This window comes from Kineothrix sp. MB12-C1 (assembly GCF_030863805.1).
Taxonomy (GTDB): domain Bacteria; phylum Bacillota; class Clostridia; order Lachnospirales; family Lachnospiraceae; genus Kineothrix.
Window position 1 is genome coordinate 759,122 of sequence record NZ_CP132957.1, and the last position, 12,770, is coordinate 771,891.

General features: G+C 42.9%; 10 protein-coding genes. 6 read left to right on the forward strand and 4 right to left on the reverse strand.

Going from position 1 to position 12,770, the window contains the following annotated elements:
- Positions 1-22: 22 nt before the first annotated feature.
- The 3 genes from dapA to RBB56_RS03635 form a co-directional block, all read right to left on the reverse strand.
- Positions 23-928: a 4-hydroxy-tetrahydrodipicolinate synthase gene (gene dapA / locus RBB56_RS03625; protein ID WP_306721040.1), complete on the reverse strand. Its 906-nt coding sequence runs from the start codon at positions 926-928 to the stop codon at positions 23-25.
- A 149-nt stretch (positions 929-1,077) separates the two neighbouring features.
- Entirely contained in the window at positions 1,078-2,229 is a 1,152-nt protein-coding gene (locus RBB56_RS03630) for an iron-containing alcohol dehydrogenase (protein ID WP_306721041.1), read from the reverse strand.
- Between the two features lie 62 nt (positions 2,230-2,291).
- Positions 2,292-3,512: a four-carbon acid sugar kinase family protein gene (locus tag RBB56_RS03635; protein WP_306721042.1), complete on the reverse strand. Its 1,221-nt coding sequence runs from the start codon at positions 3,510-3,512 to the stop codon at positions 2,292-2,294.
- A 232-nt stretch (positions 3,513-3,744) separates the two neighbouring features.
- On the opposite strand from RBB56_RS03635, the gene RBB56_RS03640 reads away from it, so the two are divergent.
- The 6 genes from RBB56_RS03640 to RBB56_RS03665 all read left to right on the forward strand — a co-directional run bounded on the left by RBB56_RS03640 (position 3,745) and on the right by RBB56_RS03665 (position 11,807).
- Positions 3,745-5,532: a sigma-54-dependent transcriptional regulator gene (locus tag RBB56_RS03640; protein WP_306721043.1), complete on the forward strand. Its 1,788-nt coding sequence runs from the start codon at positions 3,745-3,747 to the stop codon at positions 5,530-5,532.
- A 250-nt stretch (positions 5,533-5,782) separates the two neighbouring features.
- Positions 5,783-6,670 carry an AraC family transcriptional regulator gene (locus RBB56_RS03645; RefSeq protein ID WP_306721044.1) on the forward strand — a complete coding sequence of 296 codons (888 nt, stop codon included), beginning with the start codon at positions 5,783-5,785 and terminating at the stop codon, positions 6,668-6,670.
- Between the two features lie 149 nt (positions 6,671-6,819).
- Positions 6,820-7,893, forward strand: coding sequence for a mannonate dehydratase (gene uxuA / locus RBB56_RS03650; protein ID WP_306721045.1), 1,074 nt, complete (start codon positions 6,820-6,822; stop codon positions 7,891-7,893).
- Positions 7,890-9,500, forward strand: a complete 1,611-nt coding sequence (locus RBB56_RS03655) for a mannitol dehydrogenase family protein (RefSeq protein WP_306721046.1) — start codon at positions 7,890-7,892, stop codon at positions 9,498-9,500. Before uxuA ends, RBB56_RS03655 begins: the two co-directional genes overlap by 4 nt.
- Positions 9,501-9,529: 29 nt before the next feature.
- The gene (gene uxaC / locus RBB56_RS03660; RefSeq protein WP_306721047.1) at positions 9,530-10,927 is read left to right on the forward strand and encodes a glucuronate isomerase; all 1,398 of its coding nucleotides are present in this window, start codon (positions 9,530-9,532) and stop codon (positions 10,925-10,927) included.
- Between the two features lie 238 nt (positions 10,928-11,165).
- Complete coding sequence (locus RBB56_RS03665) at positions 11,166-11,807, forward strand: SGNH/GDSL hydrolase family protein (protein ID WP_306721048.1); 642 nt, start codon at positions 11,166-11,168, stop codon at positions 11,805-11,807.
- Between the two features lie 71 nt (positions 11,808-11,878).
- Here RBB56_RS03665 and RBB56_RS03670 read toward each other — a convergent pair whose 3' ends face one another.
- Positions 11,879-12,589 carry a polysaccharide deacetylase family protein gene (locus RBB56_RS03670; protein ID WP_306721049.1) on the reverse strand — a complete coding sequence of 237 codons (711 nt, stop codon included), beginning with the start codon at positions 12,587-12,589 and terminating at the stop codon, positions 11,879-11,881.
- Positions 12,590-12,770: the final 181 nt, after the last annotated feature.

The following is a 12,770-nucleotide window of genomic DNA, read 5'->3' on the forward strand; positions in this document are numbered from 1 at the left end:
ATTTGGCTCCCATCTGTGTGCTTTAGCAAATGTTTTTTGCCGTGTTTTCCTCGAGTACCTTGCGAATGGCATGAACGCCTTCCTCCGATATACGGTAAAATGGCTTTCTGCATTTTCCTACCGGATATCCAAGCATTTCTACCGCCATCTTAACGATAGTATTAGGATTGCCATATCGGAAACAATTTCTGAATGAACGGATATTATCCTGATATTCTTTTGCCTTTTCCAAGTCTCCTTTGATGAAGCACTCATATACATTCACCATATTCTCAGGAAACACGTTGGCACATCCTGCAATTCCTCCGGTCCCTCCTGCCAGAAGGTTCCATAAAATCAAAGAATCATTTCCCGAAAGCACTGCAAAATCCCTATCCTTCGTTCGTTCTATATATTGAAGCATGTTGTCAAAATTACCGCTGCTATCCTTTGCTCCCGCAATGTTATCAATATGCGATAACGCCTCTACCGTCGCCGGCGCAATCACATTCCCGGTTCTTGCCGGAATGTTATATAGCACAATCGGTATTTTCACCGCTTTGGCAATCGTTTCATAATGTTCTGCCAACTCTTCCTGTGAAGCTTGTGCGAAGGATGGCGCTACTATGGAAAGTATATCCACACCAATTGCCTGCGCAGTTTGTGACAGCCTTATTGTTTCCTTCGTACTGATACATCCCGTCCCTGCATAGATGGGAACTTGTCCTTTCACTTCATCCATTACCACCGATAATACGAGTTCTTTTTCGCTTTCGGTTAAGATATACCCTTCTCCATTGGTTCCCAGCGGAAATATTCCATGCACTCCGGCCTTTAAAAGTCTTTTTACCTGATTACGAAGTTCTGTTTCATTTATACTTTCATCTTCGTTCATCGGCGTGATAAGCGGAGGAACAATTCCCTTTATCAATGTTTTCCATTCAGACATTTCATAACTCCTTTACATAACAGTTCAGTACCTTCACAGTTACATGTGAAAATCCATTAAAATCACCTTCGGTGATGGGATTTTCACTTATCTTTTAACGTATACTTACGGTCAGCGCAGCAAATGCGCAGACCTGTCAAATAATTACTTCACATAATTTTCAGATATAGCTCTCTGGCATCCTGTGCTGTTACAGCTCTCTTATTATTTACAAGAAGGCGCTGTACCTCCATACCGGCTTTCGTAAGTTCCTCCAGATCCTCATGACCTATGCCGTAGGCATTTAAGCTATCCGGTATTTCCAATCTCTTTATCATTTCACCTATTCGATCAATGACCCAAGCCGCTTTTTCTTCTTTACTCTCTTTTTCTTTCCCCTCTACCACATCGTATATTTCAACCAACTCGTCTATACACGCTTCTTTATTGAACTCCATGACCGGAAGAAGCATCATCGCGTTAGAAACTCCGTGAGGAATATGGTATTTTCCTCCAAGAGGATACGAAAGCGCATGTACTGCCGTTGTCCCTGATGCGGTAATTGCTACTCCTGCATAAAAAGCTGCTAACAGCATATTGCTCTTTTCTTTGACAGCGCTGCTATCCTCACAAGCCTTTTCGATATTAGAGAAGATAAGCCGCAGTGCTTCCATCGCAAATATATTACTGAAAGGATTCGCCTTATTAGAGGTATAACATTCAATCGCATGAGCCAGAGCGTCAATCCCTGTCGCTGCCGCAATCTTCTTCGGCAGCCTGGCCGTCATACGTCCATCCAAAATCACATAATCCGGTACCATTTCTTCATTTACAATTCCCACCTTCAATTCCTTCTCGGGAACGGCTACAATCGCATTCGGGGTAGCCTCCGCTCCCGTCCCTGCCGTTGTTGGAATCATAAGTGTTTTTACTGTCTTTTTTCCTAACAGGGGATTATCCAGTAAATCCTTAACCCTATAATCGTCAGTCGCTGCAATGGAGGATAATTTCCCGATATCCATAACGCTGCCTCCCCCAATCGCAATAATGAAATCAGCTCCGCTTTCCTTAAAGGAATCGACCACCTTCTGCGCCTGTTCATACGTAGGTTCCGGAGGAATCTCATCGATCAGATACATCTCCGCACCGCTTTCTTTTATTAAGCGAAAAGGCTCTTCCAATATACCCGCAGCCTCGATGCCCTTATCCGTAAACACCGCAGGCTTTTTGTATTTATCTGTTATTATTTCGATTATTTTCTCCAGAGCATGTTCCCCGCCATGTACCACTCCCGGCATCTTTAATTTATAATCCTCTAACATATTCTTTACTCCTCTCGTTTCCCTATGCCAAATCGTAACTGTTCAGCAACTTCATAGTTACGCTAAATCATCTCCCCGGCTACTTCTACCAACAATTTCTCATCGCCAAAGCCCCCTGATTTCGAAAGTACCCAAATATCCTTTTGGTTCATTTTCATAGAGGACAGAACTGTACCGGGCTTTATTTCTCCTACCAGATTGATTTCTTTACACTCCATCTGTTCTACAAGGCCGAGCAATGTATCCCCGCCGGTCACCAGAACGGTATCACAGGCATCAACATTTACCAATTCCTTCACCGTCATTCCGAATATGTCTGCTATTTTCAATCTCACACTTTCATCTTCCAGTTGCTTGTCTCCCGATGTTCCGGTATCAATCATGACCAGGGGGAACTTGCAAAGTTCTTCCTTTATAGATGTAATCCACTCTTTCCCCTCCTTCGTATCGAAATATCCTTCCACAGCCAGTTGCTTCTTATCTATAATATAGCGGGGAAAACCGCATTTTTCGCCATATTCAATCTGTCTTTGAGATATAGGGTTCAGACTTCCTGACACTACTAAAAGAGGTTTCTTTATAAGAGGCCGTTCCCTTTTCTCTTTTGTCAAACCCAGCATTCCGGGCAGCACCGAAGCTACTCCTGCACAGCCTGCAATAATTGCCAACTTACCGTTGTTCTTCAGCTCTTCCACAATGCGTTCCATATCCTCTGCCATGTCCGCATCGAAAATACCAATCGTCGGCTCCTCAGTGTCAGTCTTATACTTCATTCCCTTTTCTATTATTGTTACGCATACCTTCGTATCCCGGAACAAATCCTGAATATGAGAAGAGGTAACCGGTTCAAATGGGTCTTTTCCGAATACCGTTTCAGCAATCGGAACTCCATCTATATAATGTATCCCTTTTCGTGTAACACGGTTCATCGCCGGCAATGCCGGGATAAAGGGCAGGAACTTTTCTCCGCTGACTTCCAAAAGAGCTGCTAACTCCATACCTATATTTCCCCGAAGTGCAGAATCCGTCTTTTTGAAAATATAAGGTACTTTTTCATTCCGTGCCTTGGCAGCTAACTTCGCAACCCTTCGATAAGCCTCATCGGGCGGAAGATGCCTTGTCTCCGCATCGATAACTATTACATCCGCATCCTCTCGTTCCAGTTGTAAATATTCAGCGTCTTTCCCCATAACAATCTTTGTATGGGCCCCTTGGCCTGCGAATTGTACACCGGTATCTAACGCACCGGTAAAATCATCTGCGATAAGCAATAGCTTGACCATATCATTCCCCTCCGAGGATTCGTTTCATTTTAGAACGTTTTTCTATCTATTATTTAAACATTCCCTTGTTTTGTTTAATAGTATCAAATCATTTTTCTCTTTTCAATACTTTATTGGTATATTTTTAATCAATATTTGTTTTAATTTGAAACATTATCGTTTTATATTGATACATTTCATTTTTTAATGTACAATATATCTTAAATTGAAACACTTATAGAAAGGGAATTTTATGAACACAAAGACAAAAATTTTAGGAATCGCTCCCTATGAAGGTATGCAAGTTCTTATGAACCAAATTGCGCTTCAAAGAAGTGATATCGATCTTATGGTCGTTGTCGGTGACCTGGAGGCAGGCTCCTCTCTGGCTCAGAAATATGCCGAGGAAGATTTTGATGTTATCATTTCCCGAGGTGGTACCGCCGAACTCATACGTCAAAAATCTGACCTTCCTGTTATCGAAGTAGCCATTTCGGTATATGATATCTTACGGGCAATTAAACTCGCCGAAAATTATACGAATAAGTATGCATTAGTTGGTTTCCCCTCCATTACGCAAGAAGCCACTTATATTTCCAGCCTCCTTCAATATGATATAGATATCTTTACTATTCACAATGAACAGGAAGGGATTGAGGTTCTATCCGGCCTGGCTCAGGAAGGGTATCAAATGGTACTTTGTGATATGATCACCAATTCCCTTTCTCAGCGGTTCGGTCTGACCTCTATTCTTATTACATCCGGCAGCGAAAGTATTCAGGATGCATTTAACCGCGCAGTACAGACCGTATCTGATTACAAGCAGTATACCCTTTGGACCGATTTTTATAAATTGATTCTGGAAGAGAATCCAGCCTATATTTTCGTATTCAATGACAACAAAGAAATTATCTATTTTTCTAAAAACTATTCCTTCAGCAAGGCTGTTATAGAGGAAATGAAGCGGAGAATTCCGGAACTCATCCCTGATGTCATCAAAAAATACCATCAGGAGGATAACGGATTAATTCTGGCCGTCAGCGGTTTATGCAAAAGGTTGGGCGGTAAAAATCACTATGTTTACTACATCAATCCGCGAAAAGTTCCTCTTGCTCTCACAAAGAACGGAATTCGCTATATCGACAAGGATGAAGCTTTTGATAAATTTTTCAATAGTTTTTACGGTATTGCTCATTCTTCTCACAGCTTGGAAATGTCAATCGATGAATATGCGAACGCTTCGCAGCCCATTATGATTCTCGGAGAGGGAGGAACCGGCAAAGACCAGATGGCCAGACTCATATACGCAAAAAGTCCTCTTTCAAATAGCCCTCTGGCAATTATCGATTGTGCACGGATCACTACTAAGGCATGGACTTTTCTCACGGAACACAACAACTCTCCCCTTAGCGATACGAATACGACCATCTATATCCGCTCCATGGAAATCTTATCCGAGGATCAATTTAATGAATTATTCTCTATCATAAGAGACTTAAACCTATATAAGAGAAATCGGATGATTTTCACCTTCTCTTACGGAGAGGATGGCAACATAACCCCACGATGCCGCCATATCATCAACCATTATTCCTGCTTAACGATGCACATACCACCTCTTAGGAACCACTTATATGAAATTCCTAATCTCGTAAGCATATATATCAGCACCTTGAACGTTCAGCTAGCCAAGGAAATTATCGGCGTGGAAACAAAAGGTCTCGAACTGCTGCAAAACTATGATTGGCCCGACAATTATAATCAGTTTAAACGCATCTTAAATGAACTCGTAACTGTAACTACCACTCCTTATATAAAGACAGAAACCGTTGCGAGCGTACTGCGAAGAGAGAGACCTCAATTGCTTTCCGTAACAAGAGAATGTCCCTTTGATCTTACGAAAACATTAGAAGAAATTAACCTGGAAATTATTCAGAGAGTGATGGCAGAAGAAAACGGACATCAGACTGCCGCTGCCAACCGTCTGGGAATCAGCCGCTCCACACTGTGGCGCATGCTGCAAAAGATATCGGGGGAATAAGATAAGGTTACGCCTATGTTAGACAAACCAGAAAAAGCCTTGTAACTTCTTGAGCTACAAGGCTTAACTGTTTTTATATATAGACGGCGATTAAATCGCCGTCTGCACCGAGCACGGTCGCTTTGCGACAAAATACCACTTCGTGCGAGTGTGCATCCGCCGGAGGCATCCATATATCCGATGATTTTTAATCACCGGATATATGGTATAATCAAAAAGATTTAATTACAACTGTTTTTAAGGAGCCGCTATGTCCAAACACTATCGAACACCTTTTAATACAAGGCAATACATGCAGACCAAAGACTATGAAATCTTTTTCTATGAAGATAAAGTCCTCTCCCCCGTAGATACGCACCGGCATGATTTCTATGAAATCTATTTCTTTCTGGGAGGGAACGTAGATATTAACCTAAATGGAGAAAAATATCCCCTTGCCTACGGGAATATCTGCCTAATTCCTCCTGCTACCAACCATAAACCTACTTTTAGAGACAATGATCTCCCTTACCGGCGCATTGTCTTATGGATATCCCCTGCCTATATGAAGAAACTGGAACAGTCCTATGGCGATATCCTTCGTTGTTTTAGCGAGTCCGCGGCTAAAAATCAGTATCATTATGCTCCTGACTTTGGCTCTGCACAACTACTGTTCAGCAAATTGATCGCCATCTTAGAGGAGTCTCACGGCACTGACATTTTTCATCAACATATTATGAGTTGCCTGATCAGCTCTTTCCTCCTCAGCTTAAACAGGACAATTTATAACCTCACTCACTCCCCGATGTTCAACGACCAGTCTACCCTGTTTTCCAATATATGCGATTATATAGGAACTCATCTGGAAGAAGATTTGACATTGGATGCCCTCGCTGCCCGTTTCCACGTAAGCAAGTATTACATTTCCCACCTTTTCAAAGAATCTATCGGGTTGTCCACCCACCAGTATATCTTGAAAAAGCGCCTGCATGGCAGCAAGAATGCCCTGCTTTCGGGAATAACGATTCAGGAAGCCAGCCGCAGCTACGGCTTCCGTGACTATACCACCTTTTTCCGGGCTTTCAAGAAAGAATTCGGTATGTCACCGCGGGAATTTAAAGACATGTCTTCACTTTCCCCAACTTCTCATAACTTCTGACCTGTGAAACAACAACTTTTGCAATGTTTTAAACAACCTCTGCAATTCTAACATCTTTCCTCCTGTGTTACTATTGAAGAACCGTAACAGTTCAGTACCATCACCGTTACGAAGAACCAATAAACAATAGTGATCAGGAGGAATTGAATATGGAAATGACACTTCGCTGGTACGGCAGCAAATCTGATACCGTAACTTTACAGCAAATTCGCCAGATTCCGGGGGTAACCGGAGTCATTACAACATTATATGAAACCGCACCGGGCGACATATGGAGCCTTGAGGATATCCGCGCAATCAAGAATGAGGTGAATGCTTCCGGTCTGAATATATCCGGAATCGAAAGTGTCAATATCCATGATTCCATCAAAATAGGCTCACCGGATAGAGATAAATACATCGATAACTATATAAAAACTTTGGAACATTTGGGGCAGGAGGACATTCATCTTGTATGCTACAACTTCATGCCTGTCTTCGATTGGACACGTACAGAGCTTGCACGAGTGCGCCCCGATGGTTCCACTGTTCTGGCCTATAATCAGAAAGCGGTAGACAGTATCGATCCGATAAAAATGTTCGATTCCATCTCCTCCGATTCCAACGGTTTCATACTTCCGGGCTGGGAGCCGGAACGTATGGGAAGGGTAAAAGAGCTGTTCGAAATGTATAGCGGTGTAGATGACGAAAAGCTGTTTTCTAATTTAAAATATTTCCTGGATGCCATTATGCCAGTCTGCGACAAATATGACATCAATATGGCGATTCATCCCGACGATCCCGCTTGGAGCGTCTTCGGTCTTCCTCGCATTATCATTAGTCTGCCTAATATTCATCGTATGATGAAAATGGTTGATAATCCGCATAACGGTGTAACTTTCTGCGCCGGCTCCTATGGCACCAATCCCGATAATAATCTGCCGGAAATGATAAGATCGCTGAAAGGCAGGGTTCATTTTGCCCATGTACGTAATCTGCAGCACAATTATCCGGGCGATTTTGAAGAAGCCGCCCACCTTTCTTCCGATGGCAGCTTCGATATGTATGAGATTATGAAAGCTTTATACGATATCGGCTTTTCCGGTCCGATCCGCCCCGACCACGGACGTATGATATGGGGAGAGGTCGCAATGCCGGGCTATGGATTATATGATCGCGCTCTCGGCGCCACCTATTTGAACGGGCTATGGGAAGCTATCGTGAAAGGAGAAAAAGGGAAATGAAATTAAATAGCTTAGGGCTTAAAAATAGGACGGAATGGGAAAATGCGGGGTACTCAATACCCGAATTCGACCGTGACAGCGTCGCCGCAGAAACAAAAGAAAGCCCTGCTTGGATTCATTTTGGTGCAGGCAATATCTTTCGCGCATTTCAGGCCAACATCCTGCAGACTCTTTTGAATAAGGGCATTATGAATACCGGTCTTATCGTTGCCGAGGGCTATGATTATGAAATTATTGCGAAAATGAACCATCCTCATGACGATTACAGTATCTTAGTAACCTTAAAGGCTGATGGCAGTATAGAAAAAACCGTCGTCGGCAGCATTGTGGAATCCTTAATCCTTGACAGTGCCAATATTCCCGCATATGACAGAATGAAAGCAATCTTTTGCAGTCCTACACTGTCCATGGCAAGCTTTACCATTACCGAAAAAGGCTATAGTCTAGTTGACGGGCAAGGACAGCTCCTTGCCGACGTAGAAGCGGATTTCATCGCCGGTCCTGCCGCTCCGAAGAGTTACATTGGAAAGGTATCCGCACTCATCTACGAACGCTATCTGAATGGCCGTCTTCCACTTGCCCTTGTCAGCATGGACAACTGCTCTCACAATGGCGATAAGCTAAAAGCTGCCGTTACCGCCTTCGCTGAAAATTGGATAAAGAAAGGGTTAGCTGAGGAAGGTTTGGGGGAATACTTATGCGATCCCTCTAAAATCTCCTTTCCCTGGAGTATGATCGATAAGATTACTCCACGGCCTGATGCCAAGATTGAAGCACTTCTTATACAAGATAATATCGAAGAACTTGCACCTGTAATTACCGAAAAGAAAACCTATGTTGCCCCCTTTGTCAACGCTGAGGAATGTGAATACCTAGTAATAGAGGATCATTTTCCAGGTAGCAGGCTCCCTTTAGATCAGGCAGGAATTATTTACACCTCTCGGGAAACGGTGGACAAAATAGAAAAAATGAAGGTCTGCACTTGCTTAAATCCTCTCCATACTGCTCTGGCTATTTTCGGATGTCTTATGGGTTACGAGCTTATTTCTGAGGAAATGAAAAATCCTCTTCTGAAGAAACTGGTGGAGACCATCGGCTATCAGGAAGGACTTCCGGTTGTTGTCGATCCGGGAATCATCCAACCAAAGGCTTTTATTGATGAGGTTCTCAATGTACGTATCCCCAATCCTTTTATGCCCGACACACCGCAGCGAATCGCAACGGATACTTCCCAGAAGTTAGCAATACGTTATGGAGAAACAATAAAGGCTTATATGGCTTCCGATACTTTGAAAGTAGAAAATTTACGTATGATTCCCCTCGTATTCGCGGGTTGGCTCCGCTACTTGATGGCGGTGGATGACAACGGCAATTCCTTTACCTTAAGTCCTGACCCCATGTTGGATACCCTTCTTCCCATTGTAAGCACTCTGTCTCTTGGCAATACGGAACAGGCAGCCGATACCCTTAAGCCTATCCTTGCAAAATCTGCCATTTTCGGTGTGAATCTGTATGAAGCCGGTCTTGCGGAAAAAGTTATCGGTTATTACAGAGAACTTTCCTCTGCCCCGGGCGCTGTGAAGGCAACTTTAGAAAAATATATATAACCGAAGGTCATGAAAGAGAGGGATTGAAGATGAAGGCTTTTATGGATGAAGACTTTCTGCTGGATACTCCTACCGCTCGCATGTTGTATCATCAGCATGCCGAAAAGATGCCTATATTGGATTATCATAATCATCTTTCTGCGAAGGAGATATATGAGAACGAATGCATGGACAGTATCACTTTTGCATGGTTGGGATTCGATCATTATAAATGGCGTGCTATGCGCTGGAATGGTATAGGAGAAGATTATATAACAGGGGAAGCTGCGGACTTCGATAAATTCAAAAAATGGGCGGAGACGGTACCTTATCTTTTGGGTAATCCTCTATACCATTGGACGCATTTAGAGTTACAAAGATATTTCCATATTGAAGAAGCGCTAAATGAACAAAATGCGGAATCTATTTATAACAAGTGCAATGAAATGCTTCGCTCGGAAGACTTTTGTGTTCGCCGCCTGATTGAAAAAAGCGGGGTGCATGCCCTTGTGACAACCGATGATCCTTGTGATGATCTATACTATCATAAACAATTAAAAAGGGAAGGATTTTCCGTAAAGGTCCTTCCCGGATTCCGCCCGGATGCGGCAATCCACATTCAAAAACCCGGATTTTTAAGCTTTATAAAAGCGTTGGAAACCTCCGTCGGTTTCCCCTTAATACATTTTGGCGATCTCGTTGAAGCGTTAAAATGCCGTATACAATATTTTCATGATGCAGGATGTCGAATTGCAGACCACGGATTAGATCAAATGCTCTATCGGGATTCCACCGATTCCCAATCGGACGCGATCTATCAAAAGGCTCTGTCTGGCATTCATCTGACGCCTGATGATATAGGCCTTTTTCAGGGTAGCCTGCAGAAAGCACTTGCCGAGGAATATCATACACGGGGCTGGATTATGCAGCTTCATATAGGACCGCTGAGGGATACATCATCAAGAATACTTGCCGGTATAGGGAATAACGCCGGATGTGATTCAACACAGGATGCCGCAGTTGCGATTCCCCTTGCCTCCTTTCTCGACTCGTTAGACCGAAACGGCAGACTCCCAAAAACTATCCTATATAATTTAAATCCTAAGGATAATGCCACTCTCGCCATTCTCGCAGGAAGCTTTCAGGACGGAAGCATTCCCGGCAAGATACAATTCGGCCCTGCCTGGTGGTTCAACGACTCAGAAGAAGGAATGCGCACACAACTACGCTGTCTAAGCTCTCTCGGCTTGCTGTCCCGTTTTATCGGAATGCTTACCGACTCCAGAAGCTTCCTTTCCTTCCCCAGACACGAATATTTCCGCAGAATACTCTGCAGCGAGATCGGTAACATCGTGGAAAGCGGGGCATATCCTGCAGATATGAATTTTCTGGGAAAGATGGTAGAGGATATTTGTTTCAACAACGCCTGCAATTATTGTAATCTATAGAATAAATTTAAGATAAGTCTGAATACTTCCTTAAAAGTCAAGCATTCAGACAATTTTAGAGGTAACTTTAAAAATCACCTCCAGTCAAAAAATATATATTTAACTGGCTTTGTCATAACTTTTTTAACTTATGTAGCTTTTTGAAAAAGGTGGATGATTTTTAAATATAGGAATCGAAGACTCTTATGAAATAAGGGCTTAAGATTCCAAGAGTATATAACGAAATATGGAGGTAATTATGAGACAAATATTATGTTTTGGTGATTCTAATACTTTCGGTTCAATTCCCGGAGGTGGACGCTATCCTCGCGAGATACGTTGGCCGGGACAGCTTCAATCGCTTTTAGATGATGACTTTTATGTAATCGAAGAGGGAATGGGAGGACGCACAACGGTCTGGGATGATCCTACAGAGCCGTATCGCTCCGGAATCCGGGCGCTCCCCATCAGCCTTCATACCCATAGTCCCCTGAGTCTGATAGTTCTTTCACTGGGAACAAACGACTGTAAGAGTTATATTAATGTATCACCGGCGGCAATCGCAAAAGGAATTGAGCATCTGTGCAAAACAGTGCAGCAGTTTGATTATGGAGTCAAATATTCCAAACCGGATATCTTGCTAGTTTCACCGATTCATATAGGTGAAGGAGTTGCCGATAATCCATTATCCATATTTGATGAACTGTCAGTCAGAAAATCACAAGCTCTAGCTCCATTGTATAGGACGATCGCTGACAATCTAGGGTGTTTCTTTTTGGATGCTTCAAAGGTATCTCAGGCAAGCAGCATTGATAAACTTCACATGGATGAAGAGGGACATACGTGCCTTGCTGAAGCAATATATGAGAGTGTCTCCGTTATTTTCGGAACCAAAATATAATAAATGTGTAAGTTATAGGTTTGGTCATTAAAAAATAGCCCAAAATCCTTTACATATATCTTAGAACTTTATTAATCGAACAGTATCTCTTCCACCGTCACAAACTGATATCCTTCCTCGGTCAGTTCATCCACTACCCTCAAGGCGGCGGTAACAGAGGTCGCATAATAATCATGCATCAGTATAATATCATTCTCATCCACTTTCTTCACTACATTATCGGTAATGCAGGCCACGTTAGTGGAACACCAATCCAGCGGATCGATTGTCCACAGGACCGGAAACATATTGAGCTCCGTTTCGAAGCTCTTATCCCAGCTCCCATAAGGAGGGCGTACATAAATGACGTCCTCGCCCGTAATCTCGCTGATTACCTCGCTGGTACGTATCAGTTCCTCCTTGAACTTCTCCCGGTTCTTCTTACTAAGCTGAGTATGATAAAATGTATGATTTCCTATGAGATGCCCTTCTTCATGCATCCTCTCTATAATCTCCGGGTGCTTCTCCACATTCATACCGGTCACAAAAAAGGTGGCCCTGATTCCCCTTTTTTTCAGCCCATCCAATATTTGCTCCGTATAATAAGGGTGGGGACCATCGTCAAAGGTCAATGCAATCTTCCCCCGTCCTTCCTTCTCCGCATCCTCCTGGATCGTCTCATACCCTGCTACTTCCAAGACCGATTCTATCCCATTTCTGTCTCTTACATATAAAAATAGAAGCGCTGCTGCTACAAAAATTCCTGCCGCCGCGCACTCCTTCTTTCCAATTTTTAAGCTCAATTATCTGCCTCTTATTTTTATTATCATTTATATATATGTAAGAAACCTTAAAAATAGTTACATCTGGTTCTATTTACACTTCGGCAAACGCGATGCCAAAATTGTATCTCTATACAATTTTGCGAGTGCTGCATGTGCCAAAATGCATTCTTTTGCATTTTGTGTGCAATTCTGTTACTGT